The sequence below is a fragment of the Pedobacter sp. MR2016-19 genome, from assembly GCF_014947265.1.
In the GTDB taxonomy this organism is placed as follows: Bacteria; Bacteroidota; Bacteroidia; order Sphingobacteriales; family Sphingobacteriaceae; genus Pedobacter.
Genome location: NZ_JADCNK010000001.1, coordinates 483704 through 505229, shown reverse-complemented (window position 1 = coordinate 505229; position 21526 = coordinate 483704). Strand labels below are relative to the sequence as shown.

At 38.9% G+C, this 21526-nt stretch carries 23 protein-coding genes; 4 read left to right on the top strand and 19 right to left on the bottom strand.

Annotated elements, in window-relative coordinates; translation table 11 throughout:
• Positions 1–47 precede the first annotated feature (47 nt).
• Positions 48–1241, top strand: a complete 1194-nt coding sequence (locus IM793_RS02220) for an aminopeptidase C (protein ID WP_132395984.1) — start codon at positions 48–50, stop codon at positions 1239–1241.
• Between the two features lie 636 nt (positions 1242–1877).
• Here the strand turns inward: IM793_RS02220 and IM793_RS02215 are convergent.
• The 11 genes from IM793_RS02215 to IM793_RS02165 form a co-directional block, all read right to left on the bottom strand.
• Positions 1878–2789, bottom strand: a complete 912-nt coding sequence (locus tag IM793_RS02215) for an AEC family transporter (RefSeq protein WP_193419528.1) — start codon at positions 2787–2789, stop codon at positions 1878–1880.
• Positions 2790–2856: 67 nt separating this feature from the next.
• The gene (locus IM793_RS02210) at positions 2857–4077 is read right to left on the bottom strand and encodes a DEAD/DEAH box helicase (RefSeq protein WP_193419527.1); all 1221 of its coding nucleotides are present in this window, start codon (positions 4075–4077) and stop codon (positions 2857–2859) included.
• Between the two features lie 185 nt (positions 4078–4262).
• Positions 4263–4715 (bottom strand): Hsp20/alpha crystallin family protein, encoded by a 453-nt coding sequence (locus IM793_RS02205; RefSeq protein WP_193419526.1) that lies wholly within the window; start codon positions 4713–4715, stop codon positions 4263–4265.
• Between the two features lie 55 nt (positions 4716–4770).
• Entirely contained in the window at positions 4771–5163 is a 393-nt protein-coding gene (locus tag IM793_RS02200; protein ID WP_193419525.1) for a hypothetical protein, read from the bottom strand.
• A 4-nt stretch (positions 5164–5167) separates the two neighbouring features.
• The gene (locus IM793_RS02195; protein ID WP_193419524.1) at positions 5168–5401 is read right to left on the bottom strand and encodes a hypothetical protein; all 234 of its coding nucleotides are present in this window, start codon (positions 5399–5401) and stop codon (positions 5168–5170) included.
• Between the two features lie 5 nt (positions 5402–5406).
• A complete protein-coding gene (locus IM793_RS02190) occupies positions 5407–5673 on the bottom strand; it encodes a hypothetical protein (RefSeq protein WP_193419523.1) in 267 nt (88 codons plus the stop codon).
• A 505-nt stretch (positions 5674–6178) separates the two neighbouring features.
• A complete protein-coding gene (locus tag IM793_RS02185) occupies positions 6179–6532 on the bottom strand; it encodes a hypothetical protein (protein WP_227256101.1) in 354 nt (117 codons plus the stop codon).
• Positions 6533–6542: 10 nt separating this feature from the next.
• Complete coding sequence (locus IM793_RS02180; RefSeq protein WP_193419522.1) at positions 6543–7094, bottom strand: RNA polymerase sigma factor; 552 nt, start codon at positions 7092–7094, stop codon at positions 6543–6545.
• Between the two features lie 123 nt (positions 7095–7217).
• A complete protein-coding gene (locus tag IM793_RS02175) occupies positions 7218–8144 on the bottom strand; it encodes a ketopantoate reductase family protein (protein WP_193419521.1) in 927 nt (308 codons plus the stop codon).
• A gap of 24 nt (positions 8145–8168) precedes the next feature.
• Complete coding sequence (locus IM793_RS02170) at positions 8169–9104, bottom strand: PD40 domain-containing protein (RefSeq protein WP_193419520.1); 936 nt, start codon at positions 9102–9104, stop codon at positions 8169–8171.
• A 234-nt stretch (positions 9105–9338) separates the two neighbouring features.
• Complete coding sequence (locus tag IM793_RS02165) at positions 9339–10100, bottom strand: DUF4197 domain-containing protein (protein WP_193419519.1); 762 nt, start codon at positions 10098–10100, stop codon at positions 9339–9341.
• Positions 10101–10314: 214 nt separating this feature from the next.
• Here IM793_RS02165 and IM793_RS02160 point away from each other — a divergent pair, with 214 nt between their 5' ends.
• The 3 genes from IM793_RS02160 (at position 10315) to IM793_RS02150 (ending at position 12938) form a co-directional block, all read left to right on the top strand.
• Positions 10315–10893: an RNA polymerase sigma factor gene (locus tag IM793_RS02160; RefSeq protein ID WP_132395967.1), complete on the top strand. Its 579-nt coding sequence runs from the start codon at positions 10315–10317 to the stop codon at positions 10891–10893.
• Positions 10886–12190 (top strand): carboxypeptidase-like regulatory domain-containing protein, encoded by a 1305-nt coding sequence (locus IM793_RS25090; protein ID WP_193419518.1) that lies wholly within the window; start codon positions 10886–10888, stop codon positions 12188–12190. The genes IM793_RS02160 and IM793_RS25090 overlap by 8 nt, the downstream gene beginning before the upstream one ends.
• 133 nt (positions 12191–12323) lie before the next feature.
• Positions 12324–12938 carry an FMN-binding negative transcriptional regulator gene (locus IM793_RS02150; RefSeq protein WP_193419517.1) on the top strand — a complete coding sequence of 205 codons (615 nt, stop codon included), beginning with the start codon at positions 12324–12326 and terminating at the stop codon, positions 12936–12938.
• Between the two features lie 323 nt (positions 12939–13261).
• Here IM793_RS02150 and IM793_RS02145 read toward each other — a convergent pair whose 3' ends face one another.
• From IM793_RS02145 to miaB, 8 genes are all read right to left on the bottom strand, one after another.
• The gene (locus IM793_RS02145; protein ID WP_193419516.1) at positions 13262–14272 is read right to left on the bottom strand and encodes an inorganic phosphate transporter; all 1011 of its coding nucleotides are present in this window, start codon (positions 14270–14272) and stop codon (positions 13262–13264) included.
• 12 nt (positions 14273–14284) lie between these two features.
• Positions 14285–14926 carry a DUF47 domain-containing protein gene (locus IM793_RS02140; protein ID WP_193419515.1) on the bottom strand — a complete coding sequence of 214 codons (642 nt, stop codon included), beginning with the start codon at positions 14924–14926 and terminating at the stop codon, positions 14285–14287.
• A gap of 539 nt (positions 14927–15465) precedes the next feature.
• A complete protein-coding gene (locus tag IM793_RS02135; RefSeq protein ID WP_193419514.1) occupies positions 15466–16491 on the bottom strand; it encodes a cell wall metabolism sensor histidine kinase WalK in 1026 nt (341 codons plus the stop codon).
• A 134-nt stretch (positions 16492–16625) separates the two neighbouring features.
• Positions 16626–16988, bottom strand: coding sequence for a preprotein translocase subunit SecG (secG, locus tag IM793_RS02130; RefSeq protein WP_132395957.1), 363 nt, complete (start codon positions 16986–16988; stop codon positions 16626–16628).
• A 14-nt stretch (positions 16989–17002) separates the two neighbouring features.
• Positions 17003–18061: a hypothetical protein gene (locus IM793_RS02125; protein ID WP_193419513.1), complete on the bottom strand. Its 1059-nt coding sequence runs from the start codon at positions 18059–18061 to the stop codon at positions 17003–17005.
• Between the two features lie 74 nt (positions 18062–18135).
• Positions 18136–18651: an LptE family protein gene (locus IM793_RS02120; protein WP_370629749.1), complete on the bottom strand. Its 516-nt coding sequence runs from the start codon at positions 18649–18651 to the stop codon at positions 18136–18138.
• Positions 18652–18719: 68 nt separating this feature from the next.
• Complete coding sequence (locus IM793_RS02115; protein ID WP_193419512.1) at positions 18720–19964, bottom strand: sigma-54-dependent Fis family transcriptional regulator; 1245 nt, start codon at positions 19962–19964, stop codon at positions 18720–18722.
• A 77-nt stretch (positions 19965–20041) separates the two neighbouring features.
• A complete protein-coding gene (gene miaB, locus IM793_RS02110; RefSeq protein WP_193419511.1) occupies positions 20042–21457 on the bottom strand; it encodes a tRNA (N6-isopentenyl adenosine(37)-C2)-methylthiotransferase MiaB in 1416 nt (471 codons plus the stop codon).
• Between the last annotated feature and the right edge of the window lie 69 nt (positions 21458–21526).

The window sequence follows — 21526 nt, the reverse complement described above, 5'->3', positions numbered from 1 at the left end:
CAACAAGTATTTTTACATTCGCTGACTTTATTAATTATTCATAAAAAATGATCAACTACACAAAAATCAGTGTGATTGGTTTGGCTTTGTCGTTATCTATATCAGCGACTTATGCACAAGACAATCTCGTTAATTCTTTAAAAAACAACCAAAGCGAAAACAGTACTGCTTCTTTTAAATTTACAGAAGTGATTAACCTGGCCAATACACCAGTTCAGAATCAAGGATCTTCAGGCACTTGCTGGAGCTATTCCACCAACTCATTTTTAGAATCAGAAATGATTAAAGCTGGTAAACAGCCAGTGACCTTGTCTCAGCTTTTTTCAGCCCGCAATGCCTATGTAGAAAAAGGTAAAAATTATGTGCGTATGCATGGTGCGGTTTCATTAGGCGATGGTGGCGCTTTGCACGATGTAATCAATATGTACAGAAAATATGGCGCAGTTCCGCAGGAAGTATACACCGGATTAAATTACGGCACTAAAATTAATAAAACCGCAGAGCTTGGCGATATCGAAAAAGGTGTTTTAGAAGCTGTTGTAAAAAATGCAAATGGCGAGTTAACCCCAAACTGGTTAAAAGCTTATACAGGTGTAATTGATGCTTATTTAGGTGCTGTACCTGAAAACTTTACCTACAATGGCAAAAAATACACGCCAAAAACTTTCGCCCAGGAAGTAGTGGGTTTAAATGCCGATAACTATGTAGAACTTTCATCGTTCAACGATCATCCTTTCTACAGCAAGTTTACTTTATTAGTGCCTGATAACTGGTCTTTCGATCAGGTTTACAATGTTAAGGTAAACGAGTTAACCGACATCATTGATAACGCTTTAAAAGGTGGTTATACTGTTGCATGGGCTACAGATGTAAGCGAAAAAAACTTCAGCTGGAAAAACGGTGTGGCTTTTGTTCCGCAAACACCTTTTGCTGATATGACCGTGAAACAGAAAGCAGAAATGTTTAACGGCCCACAGCCAGAGATGGAAATTACGCAGGAGAACCGTCAGCTTGCTTTCGATAACTATCAAACTACTGATGATCATGGCATGCACATTGTTGGTTTAGCCAAAGATCAGACAGGTAAAGAATATTATATCGTTAAAAACTCCTGGGGAGCAAGTAATGATTATAAAGGATACTTATACGTAACCAAAAACTACGTAAAATATAAAACGACAGCAATTTTATTAAACAAAGCAGGTATTCCATCGGCAATTGCTAAAAAATTAGCTTTGTAATTCAATCAAAATCATTTAAGGAGCCGCAGAAGAAATTTTGCGGCTTTTTTTGTAACCGCAGAGCTCACTGAGTTTTACACAGAGAAAACACAAAGAGGCGAGCAGAAAGCGTTTGGTGAGCAAGGCAAGTTGCACTAGAGCCTTCGTCATCTCGATCCGATAGCTATCCGATGTAGCGCAGCGAAATGGAGAGATCTATAAGTGAAAATACTCTGTCCTAATCTATGTTTCCGTGGTAAATCTTAGACTCCGCTACCATTGACGTTATTTTATAAATTATTATTAATCGGCATTTAACTATTTTTGCATTTCCATACAGCTAGGCCATAGCACGGTATCCCCGTTCTACTTAAATCCGGCCTAACAAATTTTTCGGGCTGCACTGCCTAAGCCAAACTACTAGCTTTGAAAGAAAAATTTTCAGCCGGCAGTTTTTGTTTCTTTTTGATGCCAAAAAGAAAGAGCCCTTCGGCGGCGGTGAGCCGAGGCAAGACTGCGCCGTAGGACAAGAGAAAACAATTCTACGTCACTTATATTGATTTTTATACAATAAATTATTCCTCAGACTGACAAACATGATAATCTGTGCGCTCTGTGTTTTTCTCTATGGCCTCTGTGATAAAAAACCGGAATAATTTAAACCACCCCTGAATAAGTCAACACCAACCACCATAAACCTGTAGTGATAAACGATAGCAATATCCCGATCCCCACCACCAGATTAGAAAGCTTCGGATTAAGGTTATACTGATCGGCTACTACACCAGCAGTCAGCAGCGTTGGCATAGCCATTTCGAAAATGGTTATTTTGGCAATTATTCCATGCATACCTAAACCGAGTGCAATAATTAACACTACCAAAGGCGCTAAAATCAGTTTATACAATAAAGCAAAGCTGATGTGTTTCAACTCGCTAAACCAACCGCCAAATTTTAGCTGTAAACCTATCGAAAACAATGCCAGTGGACCAACCGTTCCCGCTAGTTTATCGAACAATGGATCTAACGAAGAAACATCAATAAAGTGTGGTAAGGTTAGCGCCAGCACACAACCAATAAGCGGCGGAAAGGTCAGTACCTTTTTCAGCACTACTTTCGGGTTTAACTTTTGATGCTGCGAAGAGCGGATAGCTACAATTACACCAATGGTAGATAAAAGCATGAAGGTTACCTGATCGCAGATAATGGCTATAGCCAATTCCTTTTCGCTGAAATAAGCCACAATTAAAGGGAAACCAACAAACGAAGTATTGCTTAAAGAACTGGTGAGTTTTAAGCCGCCGGAAGTGGCCTTATTCATATTCCGGATACGGCTATACAGGGTAATAAATAACCAACCCAAAAGCCAGACACAAATGGGTGCGAGTGCAGGAAACAATAGATCTGTAGTCCAGGTAATGTGTGGCAGATATTTAAAAGAAACAGCAGGTAGCGCGATGTAAATTATCCAGGCATTAATGCCTTTGTGGGCGTCTTTAGGCAGCGATTTACTTTTTCTGAAAAGAATCCCCGCCAAAATACATAAACCTATAAGAATGAAGTTTGCCATTGCTTAACGCAAAGATAATTTATAAACCAAAAACGCCAATAAGAATACTTATGGCGTTTTAAATAATTTATACCGAAGGTTTTGGTTTTTTCTTTTTGTTCCAAACCTTTTTCTTGCCCTTATTTTGAGGTCTCTTTTCTTCCACATGCGTAATTTCCATTGCAGCTATGCTTTCTGGCAATGGCATCCGGGGAACTTCCTTCTCGATTAATTTTTCGATGTTATCGAACTTCCGCTTATCTCTACCGTTAACCAAGGTAATGGCCGTTCCTTTGGTTGCAGCTCTTGCCGTACGGCCAATACGGTGTACATAATCGGCCGGATCGCCAGGAACATCATAATTGATGACCAGGTCGATTCCCTCCACATCGATTCCGCGGGATAACACATCTGTTCCGATTAAAATAGGTAATCTACGGTTTTTGAAAGCCAGTAAAATATCTTCACGTTCCTTTTGCCCCAAGTCGGAGTGAAAAGCTTCGGCTTTAATACCCAATCCCTTAAAAGTTTTGTATAAGGCTTTTACTTTTTCCTTGGTTGAAACGAAAATAATACTACTCTTGTATTGTCCGCTTTTAAAAATATCGGTTAGTAAGGCCTGTTTCTGCTGGTCGTGAATGTTATAAGCTTGCTGATCTATTCCCTCAGCAGGTTTAGCAATTGAAATGGTAATCTGCTTCGGTTCGTGCAAGATCTTACCTGCCATAGTTCTTATTTTCGGCGCCATCGTAGCCGAAAATAAAAGCGTTTGCCTTTTCTTTGGCAGATAGCTGATAATGCGAACAATGTCATCGTAAAAGCCCATATCCAACATCCTATCTGCTTCATCCAAAATCAAATGCTGCAAATGCTCCAGTTTTAACACACCTGAAGATAAATGTGCCATTAATCTGCCCGGAGTGGCAATAATAATATCTACGCCATCGCGCATAGAACGTTTTTGCTGCTCGTAAGCAATACCATCTCCCCCACCATAAACCGCTAAAGAGCTAATATTGGTAAAATAGGCTAATGCTTCAACCTGTAAATCGATCTGTTGAGCAAGCTCGCGTGTCGGCGCCAGGATTAAAGTATTATTATGTCTATCAGCAGCTTTGCTAATTTTATCCATTACGGGTAAAAGGTAGCTGGCCGTTTTTCCTGTACCAGTTTGAGCGCAGGCAATCAGATCATGATTATCTAAAATTACCGGGATGGCTTGTTCTTGTATTGGAGTAGCGCTTTTATACCCCATGGCCATTAAGCCTTCGTATAAATCGGGGTTAAAATTAAAGTCGTTAAAATTCAATCTATTGTGTTTATGTCTTTTAGCAAAAGTACCTTAAAATACCGCGAATAGCAAACCCGATTTCAATATCCGTTTGCTTAGTAATTTGAAAGGCATTATAAAAGAAGCTCTTCCTGTTTACCATAAAATAAAATAGCCCCAACTGTTCTAAACAATCAGGGCTTGGAAATTATAATAGACGAAACTTAGTCTACCAGAATATCTTTCTCTGGTGTATTCGTTTCAGGGTTTTTAGGCAGCGTAATCTTCAAAATTCCATCAGCATAACTGGCCGAAATATTTTCTACTAAAACCTTTCCGTTTAAGCCAAAAGCTCTTTCGAAAGTGCCGTTGCTATATTCTCTACGGCTATACTTTTTGGCCGAATCGGCTTCTTCTTTAGGGTGGTAAGAAATGGTTAATACATCATCTTTGGTAACCACTTTTAAATTCTCCTTAACCAAAGCAGGCGCAAAAAGCTCAATAATAAAGCTGGTTTCTGTTTCTTCAATGTTAGCTGGTACTTTTCTAAAGCCCTGGTTAAACATGCTGTGTTTGTGGTGACCGAAAGAACCACCAAAGTGTCTTCCAAATCTTCCCTCTCCTGCGCCGAAGCGACTATGCATCTTGCCCGAATGGCATCTATGTTCTTTGTACATTTGTTTTTAATTGTTATTCTTATTTATTGTGTTTATTTATCGGCCTGAGTCAATATTAATTATGAAGCACTTGCTCCGTTTTAGGGATACCCAACAGCTGTGTAATGATATTTGCATAGGGATATGATGGCGAAAAAACGGCGTAATCAAATTTCAAACCCCTTATCTGAACCAAAATGTCGTCGATAAATTTCATTGGCTCAAGCAGTGCGCTGATTAATCCCGATTTAGGTTTCTCTTCGTCATCAGCAGCCTTTTTCCCTTGAAAAACATTGAGTTCCTGATTGTAAGCTTTAAAGTCAGCACCGATTTGTTCTATAGGGGCTTTAAATTCATCCGAGCTAAAGAAAGTGACTTTCTCACCCCGGGCAATCAGTTCGTTGGCCATACCTAAAATCGGACTAACATCGGCCTGAGATGGATCGCTTAAAAAAAGTACCTGTGACATAATGTTATCTTTTTACTTGGTTCATACTGTCAGCAGGGCTAATCATGGTATCATCCATTTTTCTGCTGTGGTGACTGTAACTATGGTTTCTATGATGTTCTTGCTGGCAATCGTCATGATAATACCTGTTTTTAAAATCTAACCGATCGCGGTATCCATGCTGAATGGCCAGTGCATTTAAACTGTAAAAAGTTCCTGCAGCAACAGCCAATGCCAATAATATTCTAAATGCTCTCATGGTGGTTAATAATTTACGTTAATGTTGTTCACTGTTCCATTGCCTTGTACGGTTGGCCTGTACCATTGGTTATCGATCGGCACAATTGGGTTATAGTTATTTTCGAAACCGTTAAAGCGGCTATAAAAATAGTGGCGACGCCTACCGATAAAGATCCTGAACATTAAACCGATCAGCATGATGGCCAATATAAATTTGAACACAAACGGTATGAAGAAAGCGACTGCACCAAGTACAATCCCGAATCCTATGGTTTTTAATATTTTTTTCATCTTTTATATATGTTTTTATTTGTGATGAAGCTATCATGATTTCTCCCGTTATTTTGGGTTTTGAAAATCATGATGGTTTCATCTGTTATAATTTTAAAGCATTGTAATCAATTCACTTTAAACAAGTTGAATTAGCAATACTGTTGTTTTGTTATTTATATAGGAAGACGGAGCAGCTTTATTTTTACTTTAAATTATTTTGATTTTTTTATTTATTAAGAGTTACCCCTAGTTATGTCATCCTGAGCGGAGTCGAAGGATCTTTTAGTAGTTACCATTCGGTCGGTGAGACACCAACCGATAGAATAAGTAGAAAAGTCGTTATTAGAAAATCGACCGTCATTTCGACTGAAGTGCAGCGAAATGGAGAAATCTGTCTTGATAGATCTCTCCACTCCGCGTTGCTGCGGTCGAGATGACGATTCGCGGAGAGGCTTTCAAGATGTTCAGAATAACAGCGAAATAGATCAAGCAAAAAAGCCCCGAATTAATCGAGGCTTCCAAACTATTCCTTATTGCGGTGGTGGCCCCATCCGCCACATCTCCGTTTATATTCTTCCTTAAATTTTACACGCTCCTCTTCGTTCATCGAATCCCATTTGGCACGCATTCCCCTGGCACGCTCACGGAAACCATTATGTCCTCCATGACCACCTTTATTAAAGTTTCCAAAAAGTAACCTGCACAGCACAAGTAAACCGAGAGCTTGCCAATAATTAAGTTTGCCTGCATGCGCCACCTCAGGTAAAATCCAGTTCCATAAAAACATAACCACATAACCCAATACCGCTGCAATAAGCACCGCTACGGGCAAAAAGAAAATAAATTTCTTGCGCCGATTAAAATTTCTATTCATCATGTCTGCAAATTTAATAGTTAATAAATTCCTGATATAAATTTTGTAAACGGTTACGCAGGTGTTTTACCGCATAACCCTTTCTTGATATTAATGTTTTGATATTCTCTCCGCTTTCATCGGCCAGCTCCTGAAAAGTGCGCTCTTCCAGCTCATTCTGAACAAACACATAGCGTTGATTTTCTGGCAGCTCTTCCAAGGCCAAAAACAATTGATCCCAGAATAGTTTCTTTAAACTTTCCTCTTCAGGTGAGTAAGCCTCGGCAAGTAAAATTTCTTTAAAATTGATTTCGCCGTCTTCACCCTCGAAAGTGAAATCTTCTAGTGATTCTTCTTTTTGTTTACGGTACTTATCGGTGATTTTATTTCTTGCCACACGGTATAGCCAGCCACTAATCTGCTCAATGGCACCAGCCTCGGGTTGGTTGCTGAGTTGAAACCAAACATCCTGTAAAATATCTTCCGCATCCTCATCCGTATTCACCCTTCCACGGATGAAACTGAATAAGCGTTTACCATAATTGGCAACCGTAGAAATGATATTTTGAGACTCGTTTGTTGGCACTAAATTTTGCTTAATAACCCAGTAAACGGATGAAACCCAATATTACTTTAAATTTTCTTAATTTTTTTCAGAAAATGGATTTTTATAAGCCAAAAGAACCTGATTTTAAGCGTCTTATATCGATTATTTTTTAAGTAATCCTTCGTATAGTTTTAGATAAGTTGGTGCAGCAATGCCAAATTTTTCGGCCTCCCGCACAATATAGCCTGTTAACGACTCAACCTCTGTTTGCGGTTTCTGATTGAGATAATCGCGGTGCATGGATGAGGTAACCTCGTAGGGCATCAATTTCATCGTAGCCAATGTTTTACCAGAAATATCATCACTAATCGTTATGCTTTTGGCCAGGGCAAGGCTTTTCACTTCTTCAATTAATTTCAGAACGGTTTCAATATTTTCTTCCAGTACCTTTCCAATAGTGCTATCAAAGTAGGATGTAGAAGTGGCCGTAGGAGAAATAAATATAAATTTTTCCCAGATGGCTGTAGAAATTTTATCCGAAACCGTTACATCAATTCCTGCATCAAACATTAAATTTTTCAGGTGTAAAACCTCACCGTTAAGTGGTCCATCCACACCAAAAGATAGCTTTTGAATGTTGCCTGAATTTTCGATGATACCAGGCGATTTAATTTTGGAAACAATAAATGCACAGCCTTTTAAAACGTTTACATGAGGCAGGATTTCTAGAATCTCATCGCTCGCTCCAACACCGTTTAAAAGCGGGAGTAATACCGTTCTATGATTGATTAAGGGCTTTAACTTTTCGATGGTTTGCCTTAAATCGTAGCTTTTCGTACAGATGATAATGTAGTCGGCTATGCCAATTTTACTATAATCATCGGTAGCCAAATATGGCTGGGTTATAAAATTTTCGTTTTCGTTTATTACAGTTAGGCCCTTTTTTTGGATCTCACTTAAATGTTCGCCACGGGCAACAAAAACAATTTCTACGTTGTTTCCACCAGCGTATTGCTTAGACAGCAAACCTCCGAAATATCCACCTACGCCACCAATCCCTACAACAACAATTCTTGTTTTATTTAGCATGTCAATCTAAATATGATAAATAGGTTATTTCAATGCTCCCGTTGGGTTATTTCCCTTATCCACTACTGTTTTAGTGTTTCCCTCCAAATCAGAAACATATATTTTGCTCTCGGTAAATGGTTTTTCAGCTCCGCTATAAAAAATCCGGTCATCGGCGGTAAGAAAAACATAAGGAACATTCATACCTTTAGGTGAAATCCGTTGTACTTTTTTACTGGCCAGGTCTAAAACATAAACGGCTTCACTTGGTCCTTTTAATCCATTCAAAACATCGGTATTTCCTGCATTAAAAACCAGCTTCGCTCCATCTTTTGTATAAAAGAAACGGTTGCTACTTACAATAGAAAACTCTTTCCCGATCAAATCGGCTATCAATTTAGTATCGATTAACTTGCCCTTAAGGTCAAAGGTGTAGAGCCTGGTAAGATCATGCCCGATAATTTCCTTTTCATTTTTCCAGGTTGGTGCATAAACATTTATTTTAGATGCGCTATCAAGCATCACATAACCAGAATTATCTGTTTTAATTAGGCCTATCTTCCATAAGTTTTTGCTGTTAAAGATATTGAAAGCGATAGCACCACCATCAGGCGACCACATGGCCTGATAATAATTCTTGCTGTTTACCTGCAATTTACCCTGGCTTTTGTTTTCCATATCGGCAACCCAGATGGATCGGTTCCCGGCAGAATCGCTAAGCGTGTATGCCAGTTTATTTCCGTCAGGAGAAATAGCAGGATCGGTAGCGCCACCAAACGAAATCTGTTTCATAGTATCAATACTTGTGGCTACAATTTTATCTCCATCCTGATAGGCTAGCGCGAAATTTTTACTGCTTAAAGAAACCGTATCTAAAACGGCTTTAGCATTTTCTTCTTCAGATTTATTGTTGCTGCAGGAAGTAATTAATGCAACGCACGGAATTAAAACAGAAATTAATGTGGTGCTGATTTTCGACATGTACAATTTTACAAATAGTTTTTTGTCTATTATTCAGGGATACCCTAGAGAAGCTATATTTTACTTAATACAAACTTTATGTTGGTCGATTTGCCGTGGTTCACCTCTTCACGAGCAACAATCAATACCTACACTTAATCTAATTTCGGTCTGTGAGACACAGACCGAGGCAATCAAATTAAACAGATTAAATCTCTTCCGCCGTGGTTCGTATACTCACGAATCACACCATATTTAAATCTTTTTCCTATCCGCGTAACCGAACACCTTTTGCAATAAGGTGGTACTTCTTGCGCTTAAATTGCCCCTGATTTTAAGCTCTTCCTTTGCAACTTCAACAAATAAACCATCTATTGCTTTTTGCGTAACATATTCGGTTAAGTTGGTGTTTACAGGCCTTACCAAAGGCAAGCGGTTGTATTGTGTAGTTAAATCGCTGTAATAACTGGCAGCGTTTACTTTATTTAGACTTGTGTTTACAATGGGGCTGAATTTCTGAATCAGCTGTGCAGTGGTGACCCTTTTAAAATATTCAGTAGCTGCGTCTTTATTTCCCAAAAGAATATTGGTGGCATCGGTTAATGTCATTTGTTTAATGGCCGAGATAAAAATAGGCTTCGCTTCGGTAGCAGCGTCTTCGGCAGCACGGTTTAAGCTCACAATTACATTATCGCAAAGTTTGTTCAAACCGATGCTACGTAAAGTTTTCTCAACCTTTTGTGCTTCGGGAGGCATCAAAATTTTAACGGCCAGGTTGCCTAAAAAGCCATCTTTAACCGAAAGCCTGTCTGCACCGGCAGAAACGCCGATTTGTAGCGCCTCCTTAATCCCTTGTCCTATTTCGAAAGTAGACGGCGTTCCGGTGGCAGCTGTAGTGGTACCCGGCTTTTGGGTTACTTTTTTAAATATATCACTCAGTTTAATCTGCGCGCTAACATTTAGGTTTGCAAATACCAACATGGTCATTGATATCGATAAAATATTGATCCTTTTCATTTTGTGTGTTTAATCATGCTTAGCAAAACAACTGCCATAATTTTATACCCAAAGATAAACCTTTGCACACGTCAACAATATTTAAAATGATTACAAAGACAGCCTGCAACGTAAAATATTTAGGACCATCTCTTCCTAAAAAATTAGTTTATGTCTCATCACTCAGAAATATTTTTTATACTTGAAAGATAATTCGAAATAGCTACCATATTTTTTGAGGTTTATAAAAAACACAGCTGGAAATACCCAGCAAGAAGACGCCAAACTGATTGCCGAGTATAAAAATACGGGCGATTTAGACGCGTTGGGTTCGCTTTACAATAAATATATGCATTTGGTGTTTGGGGTTTGCTTAAACTACTTCAAAGATGAAGAACTAAGCAAGGATGCCGTAATGCAGATTTTCGAAGAACTGGTAACAAAGCTGAAAATACACGAGGTACAAAACTTCAAAAGCTGGCTTCATGTTTTAACGCGGAACCATTGCTTAATGGCATTGCGGAAATCGGCGAAGCAAAATAACATCTCCATAGACGATACTTTTGTGGAAAATAGCGAGTTTGTGCATCTGGATATAGACAACACAAAAGAAACGCAGCTTACCATTATGGAAAAGTGTATGGAAACTTTACCCGAAGAACAGCGAAAAAGCGTAGATTTATTTTATTTACAAGAAAAATGTTATAAAGAAGTGGCCGACATTACTGGCTACGACATGCTTAAAGTTAAGAGTTACATCCAAAATGGTAAGCGGAATTTAAAGATTTGTATAGAGAAAAACAGTAGTGAATAACGATTGGTTAGATATTGATGTATTGGAAGATTACCTGGATGGTAAGCTTGATGCTAAGGCTATGCATTTTGTAGAAAGACAGGCTTTGGAGGACCCTTTCGTTGCCGAAGCATTAGAAGGCCTAAAACAATCGCCCAAACGCAAACAAACGCTTTCTATTTTACAAAAACAGCTGTACGATCGCATATCAGAAAAGCCTGTAAAGCGCAAACTGTGGGGCATTACCACCCAAAGGCTAAGTATTGCGGCAACCGCAACTGTGGCTTTTATTGTAGTAAGCATTTTATTTTTTATGCGCGAAACCAACCGCAGGAATGCAGAACTTGCTGCTCATAAAAAAGAAGGTGTGTTGGTTCAGTTAGATAGTACAACAAGTGTTGCTTCTATCCAACCTGAAGCCAAAGAAGATACCGTTACTCAAAATACTACAAAGGCAACTTTGATTGATAAAGCAATTGCAGACGCAAAAACAGGTGATTTGGCAAAAAACACCAAAAAAAATCATGTTGCTGTACAGGCTGAACAACAAGTTGATGAAGTAAAAGCGGCAAAAATTGCGACCGATAATAGTCGTGCTAAAGCGATGAGCCGTGTAGGCTTTGACAATTACAAACCAAGCCCGGTTACGTTAAGTGAGACTGTGGTGGCAGCAGAACCCGCAATAGGTTCCAGTAAAATTGCATTTAGTGGCAACGTGGTAGACCAAAGTAATGGTCAACCTGTTCAGGGAGCAGTTGTAAAGTTAGCTGGCTCTAAAAATGTAACGGCGACCGATTCCAAAGGCTATTTCTATTTACCTGCTGATAGCAATGCAAAAGATAAAGACTTATTGATTAATGCTATCGGTTTTAAAGAATTGCCCGTAGCTGGGTTGCAAGACCCTAATGCGATTAAAACTGCATTGAGTGGCAATAAATCATTAAACGAAATTGCTTTAATTACCGGTTCAAACGGACATAAAAAAGAAAATATTGCTGCCCCTAAAATTACGCTGCGTGCAGAACAAAACCTGGATGGAAAATCGGCCGGTGATATTACAAAGCCAATTCCGGTTTCCACCATTAACTACAGCCAATACTTAGAGAAAAATAATAAGCTTTATAATCCTAAAGGCCCCGAGCAATTTGTAATTTTAAGCTTTAAAGTTAAAAGCAACGGACGGCCAGCCAACATCGCTGTTATAAAATCACTAAATAGAAAAGCCGATTCAGAAGCGAAGCGGTTGATTCAGAAAGGTCCGGATTGGGTGTTACCTAAAAATGGAACTGATTTAGTAGAAATCAGCGTTAAGTTTTAATTTCCACTATCAACCACAGCGTATACGAAGAAAAGACACAGAGGTCACGGAGATCGGTGTAAATTACAGTTAAAACCCCTTAGTGTTACACTGTGTAAAATTCAATGGCCTCTGCCGCAAAAAAGCATACCTCATGTACAAAACTTCATATTCTTCAGCAGGCAATCAAGATGAAATTCTTGAGTTTATGCAACAAAATAATTTTGTCACATTAATCGGCTTTGATGGCGAATATCCGGTTGTTACACAGGTACCGGTTCAAACCGTAATCCATAACGATTCGATAAAACTTATCGGCCACATCATGACCAAAACCGATCATTATAGGGCATTTGAGCAAAATCCGAGCGTGATGGCTGTTTTTACCGGTGCTCATGCTTATATCAGCGCATCAGTTTATGAAAAACCTGCCTCAGTTTCTACCTGGAATTATAAAACGGTTCAGGCCAAAGGCTCTATCAGACTCATGGATTCTGAAGAAACTTATCAGGTCGTAAAAGAACTAACAAATCAGTATGAAAATCCTGAAACAAGTCCTGCTGCATTTAATAAAATGGATGAAGCATATATTCAGAAGCATTTAAAGGCAATTACAGGATTCGAAGTTTTGGTGAAGCACATCGACCATGTTTTTAAAATGAGCCAAAACCACTCAACAAAAAATCAGGAAAGTATTATAGCAAATCTGGAGAAAAGTGAAGATCCGGTTGCAAAAGAAGTAGCAAAGGAAATGAAGAAGAATTTGTAAAATATCACCTATTTTTTACCACAGAGTGCGCAGAGTGGCTTTTGTCAGTCTGAGCGGAGTCGAAGACTTGCCTCGAAAACACAGATTATCACAGCATATTTTTACTTATAGCTCTCTCCCCAAAGTTCGGGACTGCAACTACATCCGATAGCTATTGGATCGTGACAACCTTCCCTGTTTGCTCTGTGTAAACTCAATGCCCTCTGTGGTAAAACAAAACATCGCTTTGCGAAAACTTAGCGCTCTTTGCGGTAAAAAACACCAAACAAAAAAAGACCAAAGCTAATGCCTTGGTCTTCTGAGTATATTAAAAGATTTTGTTTTTATTTTAAGTAATAAATTACGGCATAAATAATGGCTGCTAATGTAGCCGAAACCGGAATGGTTAAAATCCATGCCCAGATTAAGTTGATGGTTACCCCCCAACGTACTGCAGAAACACTTTTCACTACACCCACACCCACAATCGACCCCGTAATGGTGTGCGTAGTAGAAACCGGGATACCGAAATGTTCTGTAATACCTAATGTAATCGCACCTGCACCTTCAGCAGCAACGCCCTCAAGTGCTGTAACTTTAGTAATTTTTGAGCCCATTGTTTTCACAATTTTCCAGCCGCCACTCATGGTACCTAAGGAGATTGCCGAATAACAGCAAATAGGCACCCAAGTAGGCATAGATTCAAAATTTGGAATTACTTTCGATGCAATTAATGCTGTTGCAATAATACCCATTACCTTTTGAGCATCGTTACCGCCATGGAAGAAACTCAATGCCGCAGATGATAATAACTGTAATCGTTTAAACCATTTCTCAGCAGTTGCCGGCTTAGCATAACGACAGATATTGATAATGATCAGTGTTAATACCACCGATATTACCATACCGATTATTGGTGCCAAAACAATGAAAGAAACGATTTTTATTACATAACCCATATTTACAGCGTCAAGCGGACTAGCGCCTGTAAGTAAAGCATGTGTCATGCCTGCACCAGCAAAACCACCAATTAAAGTGTGCGATGAACTTGATGGAATACCATACCACCAGGTTAAAAGGTTCCAGATAATGGCAGCAATTAAACCTGCAAGAATAACTTCTAAAGTGATATAATTTTCAATTACCGTTTTAGCAACAGTATTGGCCACTTTGTGGTCGGTAAAATAAAAGTAGGCAGCGAAATTGAATAACGCAGCCCACAAAACTGCCTGAAAAGGCGTAAGAACTTTTGTAGAAACAACTGTTGCAATCGAGTTAGCGGCATCGTGAAAGCCGTTAATGTAATCGAAAGCAATAGCCAGAATTACAACAACAACCAATAAGGTAGTTACCATGTTTGTTTTTTATTAAGCGTTTTTAACCAAGATAGTTTCAAGCACATTTGCCACATCCTCACACTTATCTGTTGCTTTTTCTATCGTTTGTAAAACCTCTTTTTGTTTAATTAATTCAATCGCATTGGTTTCATACTCAAACAAACGCGCAACTGCTAATGTAAATACATAATCAGCCTGGTTTTCGCCGCTGTTGATACGGATACAAGCATCAGCAATTACACGGATGTTTTTGAAACTGCGTAATTCTTTAATTGCTTTATCAATATCGGTACACATTTCTACCAAAAGCTCAGCAATTTTAACAATTGGCTCGTTAATGGTGTTCATGTTGTACATCTGCATACGGTTTGCAGTACCATAAATATAATCGGCAACATCATCAACGGCGGTTGCCAATTGGTGAATATCTTCTCTATCAAATGGAGTGATAAAGTTCCTGCTCAACTCAAGAAAAATTGAATGGGTAATATCATCACCAACGTGCTCTAAGCGCTCAATTTCCTTAAAAATTGTTTTTCTGCTTTCAGCATCAGCCGTGCTAACCATTTCTAAAAGGGTTTCAGCAATTTTTAATGCGTTGCTACCTGCTTGTTCGAAAAGTGGATGAAACTTTTTGTCTTGAGGTGTAAAGAACTTAAAAATATTGTTCATGTTAATTTTTAATATGTTGCAAAGCTACAAGCCCAATGTTAAGTTAATGTTAATTTCTTAATTATATTAACTAATTATCACCTTATTTAGTCAGGCAAGCGTTATTTCTATACTTTCAGATAGCTGACAATGAAATAAATAGGTTTTTTGGAAACATTACGGAACAAGTTCTTCAGTTACAATGGTCTCTTTAAAATGCTTTATCTCGATGAAACCTGTGCGAAATAGCATGCGCACCATAAAATAGTTAAGATGACCGCTTAAATCAGGATATTCGCTAATATCGGGTTTAGCAACCGGAGTAAAATGTTCTTAGGAAAATGATTGGGATCATAATCCCTCCTCCTGCACCCTCCAAAGGGAAGCCCCTTCAGAGTTGGAAATAAACGGAACTTGGACTTTTCTTTAATTTCTTATATAGTTAAAAGCCTTTCAACTAACTCTATATTCTCTGTGATTTTCTCTGCTTACTCTGTAGTTAATTTCTCTAAATAACTTTTTACTCTTTGCGACATTCTCAGTGCTCTCTGCGGTTAAATCTAGCCACCCTTTTGTAACGTAAAGGCAAAGGTAGTACCTATACCAGGTGTACTTCTTACCGAAATGGTTTGTTGGTGTGCCTCTAAAATATGTTTCACAATGGCTAGGCCTAAACCCGTGCCCCCTACTTCTCTCGCACGGTGGGTATCAATGCGGTAAAACCGTTCAAATAAGCGTGACAAGTGTTTTTCTTCAATCCCAATACCGTTATCAGTAACTTCTATCAAAACCTGGTCGTGCAGTTCAAAAATCTTAATGGCCGTTTCCCCGCCATCAATGCCGTACTTAATGCTATTTACCATTAAGTTAATCAGAACCTGCCTGATCTTTTCGCGATCGGCAGAAACTAAGGTAATTGCAGTATACTTATCTTTAAAAAAGAGTTTAATGTTTTTAGCTTGGGCGCGATCTTCAAGGTTTTCCATTACCTCTTTTGCCAATTGCACAAAATCGAATTTTTGATAGTTAATTGGCGATTCGCCCGTTTCTAACTTTGATATAACGTCTAAATCATTAATTAAATAACTCAATCGCTCTACATTATTTTCTGCTTTTTTTAGAAATAAAACGGCTTGATCAGGATCATCTACCAGGCAATCCTGTAAGGTTTCGATATAACCCTGAATAGCAAAAAGCGGGGTTTTAAATTCATGCGAAACATTTGAAAGAAACTCTCTTCTAAACTGTTCCTGTTTTTTTAATAAATCTATTTCTTTTTTCTTTGCACCTGCCCACTCTTTTACTTCTTGCTCTACATCATTAATCGGATCTGAACTCACATACTCGCCAAGTGCATCTTTTAAATCTTTACCTAATTTAAGGTTATGGATGAGCTTGTAGATGAGTTTAATTTTGGTGTAGATATACTTCTCAAGCAAATAATAAAAAACCAAAAAACTGCATAAAAACGACACGCCAAAAGAAATAGCCATATAATACAGGCTATGCTGAAAATAAAAATTAACCATCCCGATGGAAAGACCAACGGCGAGAGCAGTAAATAGAACCAGCACACTTAATTTCATGCTGCAATTTAAAGCTTTTTATGTTAAATGTGTGTTAAGAGATAAAGGGGATTGATTCATTTTTTTACGGAATGTTAAAAGCAAAAAAGCTTTCCCTTTTGAGGAAAGCTTTCTAAAATACGGGTAAGTATTACTTATTTCTTTGTCGAATCTGTTTTAGCCGGAGTCGAAGCTGCAGGCTTAGTGCTGTTTAAATTTCCGCCAAGTGGAGATGGTGATGGTGTTTTATCTAAACGCTCCTGAATAGCAGAGTTTCCAACTGCAGCACTACCGCCACTGGTTTTAGCAATTGTAGTAACGGCAAGGGTTAACACTACGATTAAGGTTAACAATACCCAAGATCCTTTTTCTAAAACATCGCCGGTACGTTGTACACCAAACATGTTACTGCCGCCACCGCCTGTAGCTAAACCTCCACCTTTAGGATTTTGTATCAAAACAAATAAGCCTAAGGCTACACACGCAATAATTAATAAAATGATTAAAAAGGTTACCATGGTAATATTATATTTTAAAATTTCTTTTCTATAGATTGGATAAGGTCGGCAAAGTAACGGCTTTTTTCCGGATATTTCAAACTTAATTTTTTATAAGTATCTATGGCTTTGTGATAAAGCATTTGCTCGATATAAATCTTAGCTAAAGTCTCCGAAACAAGGTCGTAATTGTCTTCTGCGCTTTTCTTTGCCTTATTTTCATTGTCTATCTGTTCTGGCTTAGGAGGCTTGATGGTTGGATCTTCTTTTAAGAATTTCTCAATGATTTCGGCACCCTTTGCATCTTTAATTTCGGCAGAAGGATATTCTGCTAAATGATCGGCTACCTCGAAAGGAGTTTGGATGTGAAAGATATGCTCCACATACTGCTGTTGAAACTCAGCTCTTTCTTGATGTTGGTTATTTTGTGGCTGTGGTTTTACATTACCGGCGTTAGGATGAGCATAAGGCTGAAAAATCTGCTCGTGCTCTTTACGGGTTTTAGCCAACCACCATAAAAACGTGTATGGAAGCTTATCGTCGTTATATTGTGAAACAAAATTTCTTTCAGGCTCGTCAGGAACAACAGTTTCAATTTCTGGTGCGGTTGTAACCACATCGGTACTTAACTTTTGTTCAAAAGCGAAGAAATCTGTAGCAGCTACACTTTCAATAAAAGAATCATCATCTGCAGGCAAGTCCATTAAATGGTTCTCAATGCCTGGCAGGCGGCTTGGTGTTTCTATGCTTATGTCCTGATTGGCAGATGAAGTAATTTCATCTGTAGATTCATCTGTTTCTTCAAAAACTTCCGGTTCATCCTGTGGATGTTCGGTAACGACTACATTAATTTCAGCCTCCTCTTCTTGCTGGGCCTCGTGGACTGAAACCATATTTAGTACATGGAACAACACATTCCCCTGACCATATAATGCAGCTTTTGGAATAAATGAAGCATTAGCTTTGGCCAAAAGTAAATGGATGGGCTGTGAATATGGAAATTGCTGCACCATTTCCTGCAACATGGATGCATGCTCTGGCCTAACCTTTCCAGGTTGCGCGAGTAAATCTGCCAGTAGCTTTTTGTTATCCATTATCAAGGTTTGCCGCTAAGTTAAAAAAATGTAGACGGGTTTTGAAAATTTTGTCTTTTAGAATCCTGCTTTATTTACCACTGCGCAAATGCACGGTTAAAAATATCTTCGGATAATTGTTTGTTAATATTTTCGATAGCTCCAGGCAATAAGGTCTGAATTGGTGCCCCGTTAATGGGAAAATCAAAATACCTGGTAAAACTCTCCTCAAAACTTTCTTTTTCGTGCTCTTTTATATTATTCTTATACTTTACCGAAACAGTTATGGTTAATCTGTTTGCACCCGAGGTTGGTGTAGCACTATTTTGAAGCGCAACCGGTTTAATATCGTAACCTGTTATTCTTCCCTCAAATGATGCATCTCCTTCACCTGTTGGAGAAATAATCAATTTGGTTTGGTTACGTATCCGGCTTTTTAACGATTCTGTAATCTGGTTACTCAATGTTGGTACCACTAACGGTGCATTATTTTCAAATACCCGAACCACCACCGTTTTTAAACCTGTTGTTGATGCTCCACTAAATTTATAAGAGCATGCGCTAAAAACCGAGGCAAGCAGGATTAAGGTAAATATTCTAATTTTCATCATTATCGAAAATGTTATCTAAGTTTTGGGAAATGTGCTTTCGCTGGAGATTGAAATAAGCAATTTTAAAATTACAGGTTCAATTCTTTAATCTTCCTGTACAAAGTACGTTCTGAAATACCCAGTTCCTGAGCAGCAAACTTACGTTTACCCTTGTGTTTTTTTAATGCTTTTTTAATCAGATCTGATTCTTTATCCACTAACGACAAAGATTCTTCTACCTCTTCTGCCTCGTGCGCAAAATAATCAGCATTGTTATTGTTGTTGTTATTATTGCCTGGTGTAGGTTGCTGAATGGTAAAAGCATGCTCCTGGCCTGACGGCAATTCTACATCGCGGTACAGCTGATTGATATATTGCGGATTATCTGCCAAAACGGTAGCGGTATTTCCGCCGTGCTGAATAATTTCGGCAACGAGTTTTTTAAGCTCAACCATATCCTTTTTCATATCGAAAAGAACTTTGTACAAAATATCTCTTTCTGTAAAATCTTCTTTCGACTGAGCGTTAATCGCCATTGGCAAATTACTTCCAGCTTCGTTCGGGATATAGTTTAAAATGGCCGGTCCGGTAACATTCCGGTCTTTTTCCAATACACAGATTTGCTCAGCAATATTTTTTAACTGGCGAACATTACCCGGCCAGCTGTAATTGGTTAAAATCTGAACGGCATCTGGTTCGAGGTGTAACGCCGGACTACGGTATTTATCACTAAAATCGGCAGCGAATTTTCTGAATAATAAATAAATATCTTCTTTACGCTCTTGCAAAGCCGGTATGCGCAATGGAACAGTATTTAACCTGTAATATAAATCTTCCCGAAATTTTCCGTTCTTAACGCGGTTATATACATCAACATTAGTTGCTGCAATAATGCGGACATCTGTTTTCTGTACTTTAGACGAACCCACGCGCAAATATTCGCCACTTTCTAAAATACGCAATAAACGGGCCTGTGTACCCAAAGGCAGTTCAGCAACCTCGTCTAAAAAGATGGTACCGCCGTTTGCTACTTCAAAGTAACCTTTACGGGCTTCGTGCGCACCGGTAAATGATCCTTTTTCGTGACCGAAAAGCTCAGAATCTATCGTTCCTTCGGGAATGGCGCCACAGTTTACCGCAATAAAGGCACCGTGTTTACGCGCACTCATTTGATGGATAATCTGCGAGAATACCTCTTTACCACTACCACTTTCGCCTGTTATCAACACCGACATATCAGTTGGTGCTACCTGGCTTGCAATGTCTATGGCACGGTTAAGTAGAGGCGAATTGCCAATAATACCGAACCGTTGTTTAATATTTTGTGTATCCATTCTTTAGATTTGAGTATTGAGATTTGAGATATGAGATATGAGACCTTACGCCCCTTACCTTCTACCCTCCACCTTTTTTAGACTATTTTACCAATTAACGTAGCAGATGTACATTTCTCGATATACACATTTGCATACTGACCCGGTTTAACGCCATCAATTGCAGGGAAAATGGCCATTGCTCCGCTATCTCCTCTTCCGCAGTAATCGAGATCAGATTTCTTAGAAGTGCCTTCAATCAAAACCCGAACAGTTTTACCCACCCATTCTTGCAAACGCATTAACGAATGTGCCTGTTGTTTGGCCAAAATCTCCGCTAAACGGCGTTTTTTCACTTCTTCAGGAATATCATCTTCCAATTTACGGGCGGCTAAAGTCCCTGGTCTTTCAGAATAAGTGAAGTTATACGCAAAATCATATTGCACATAATCCATCATGCTCAGGGTTTCCTCGTGTTCCTCTTCAGTTTCTGTACAGAAACCTGCGATGATATCGGTAGAAATTGCACAACCCGGAATAATATTGCGGATGGCGTCAATACGATTGATATACCATTCACGGGTATAAGTCCTGTTCATTAACTCCAATATGCGGGTATTTCCTGATTGGACAGGCAAGTGGATATAATTACAGATGTTATCGTATTTAGCAATGGTATGCAAAACTTCGTCGGTAATATCTTTTGGATGTGAAGTAGAGAAACGCACCCTTAAATCCGGGCTAACCAATGCTGTTTGCTCCAAAAGCTGCGCAAAGTTAACGGTTTCTGTTCCATCCTCTGATGTCCAGGTGTACGAATCTACGTTTTGGCCCAAAAGTGTAACCTCCCGGTAACCGGCTTCAAATAAACCCCTTGCTTCTTCTACAATAGAATGGGCATCGCGACTTCGCTCGCGGCCACGGGTAAAAGGAACCACACAGAAAGAACACATGTTATTACAACCACGGGTAATGGAAATAAAAGCGGTTATTCCGTTGCTGTTTAAACGGACCGGACTAATATCAGCATAGGTTTCTTCGCGAGACAATAAAACATTAACGGCCTTATGCCCACTTTCAACCTGCTCAATTAAGTTAGGTAGATCACGGTAAGCATCGGGCCCAACTACTACATCAACCAAACGTTCTTCTTCTAAAAATTTAGATTTTAAACGTTCTGCCATGCAGCCCAAAACTCCAACAATTAATTTCGGATTGCGGCGTTTTTCGACACCAAACTGCGATAGTCGGTTCCTAACCCTCGTTTCTGCGTTTTCGCGGATCGAGCAGGTATTAATGAAGATTACATCAGCCTGGTGGTAATCCCCTGTGGTTTCAAATCCAGTTTCGGATAAAATAGAGGCAACGATTTCACTATCAGCAAAATTCATTGCACAACCGTAACTTTCGATGTATAATTTACGGGCATCGGCTTTAATCGGGGTATCTAAAATTAAAGCTTCACCTTGCCTGGTTTCATCGTGCGTCTTATCCTGTACTTGTAAATCAATCATTATTTAAAAACATTTTGGGGATTGCAAAAATACATAAATATAATTAAAAGTGACAAATTGACATAGTTT

What these genes read in the sequence shown, in the direction of transcription:
- IM793_RS02220 (WP_132395984.1), top strand. Translation starts at nt 48, where the DNA reads ATGATCAACTACACAAAAATCAGTGTGATTGGTTTGGCTTTGTCGTTA.
- IM793_RS02215 (WP_193419528.1), bottom strand. Translation starts at nt 2,789, where the DNA reads ATGGCAAACTTCATTCTTATAGGTTTATGTATTTTGGCGGGGATTCTT.
- IM793_RS02205 (WP_193419526.1), bottom strand. Translation starts at nt 4,715, where the DNA reads ATGTACAAAGAACATAGATGCCATTCGGGCAAGATGCATAGTCGCTTC.
- IM793_RS02200 (WP_193419525.1), bottom strand. Translation starts at nt 5,163, where the DNA reads ATGTCACAGGTACTTTTTTTAAGCGATCCATCTCAGGCCGATGTTAGT.
- IM793_RS02195 (WP_193419524.1), bottom strand. Translation starts at nt 5,401, where the DNA reads ATGAGAGCATTTAGAATATTATTGGCATTGGCTGTTGCTGCAGGAACT.
- IM793_RS02190 (WP_193419523.1), bottom strand. Translation starts at nt 5,673, where the DNA reads ATGAAAAAAATATTAAAAACCATAGGATTCGGGATTGTACTTGGTGCA.
- IM793_RS02185 (WP_227256101.1), bottom strand. Translation starts at nt 6,532, where the DNA reads ATGATGAATAGAAATTTTAATCGGCGCAAGAAATTTATTTTCTTTTTG.
- IM793_RS02175 (WP_193419521.1), bottom strand. Translation starts at nt 8,144, where the DNA reads ATGCTAAATAAAACAAGAATTGTTGTTGTAGGGATTGGTGGCGTAGGT.
- IM793_RS02170 (WP_193419520.1), bottom strand. Translation starts at nt 9,104, where the DNA reads ATGTCGAAAATCAGCACCACATTAATTTCTGTTTTAATTCCGTGCGTT.
- IM793_RS02165 (WP_193419519.1), bottom strand. Translation starts at nt 10,100, where the DNA reads ATGAAAAGGATCAATATTTTATCGATATCAATGACCATGTTGGTATTT.
- IM793_RS02150 (WP_193419517.1), top strand. Translation starts at nt 12,324, where the DNA reads ATGTACAAAACTTCATATTCTTCAGCAGGCAATCAAGATGAAATTCTT.
- IM793_RS02145 (WP_193419516.1), bottom strand. Translation starts at nt 14,272, where the DNA reads ATGGTAACTACCTTATTGGTTGTTGTTGTAATTCTGGCTATTGCTTTC.
- IM793_RS02140 (WP_193419515.1), bottom strand. Translation starts at nt 14,926, where the DNA reads ATGAACAATATTTTTAAGTTCTTTACACCTCAAGACAAAAAGTTTCAT.
- IM793_RS02135 (WP_193419514.1), bottom strand. Translation starts at nt 16,491, where the DNA reads ATGAAATTAAGTGTGCTGGTTCTATTTACTGCTCTCGCCGTTGGTCTT.
- secG (WP_132395957.1), bottom strand. Translation starts at nt 16,988, where the DNA reads ATGGTAACCTTTTTAATCATTTTATTAATTATTGCGTGTGTAGCCTTA.
- IM793_RS02125 (WP_193419513.1), bottom strand. Translation starts at nt 18,061, where the DNA reads ATGGATAACAAAAAGCTACTGGCAGATTTACTCGCGCAACCTGGAAAG.
- IM793_RS02120 (WP_370629749.1), bottom strand. Translation starts at nt 18,651, where the DNA reads ATGATGAAAATTAGAATATTTACCTTAATCCTGCTTGCCTCGGTTTTT.
- IM793_RS02115 (WP_193419512.1), bottom strand. Translation starts at nt 19,964, where the DNA reads ATGGATACACAAAATATTAAACAACGGTTCGGTATTATTGGCAATTCG.
- miaB (WP_193419511.1), bottom strand. Translation starts at nt 21,457, where the DNA reads ATGATTGATTTACAAGTACAGGATAAGACGCACGATGAAACCAGGCAA.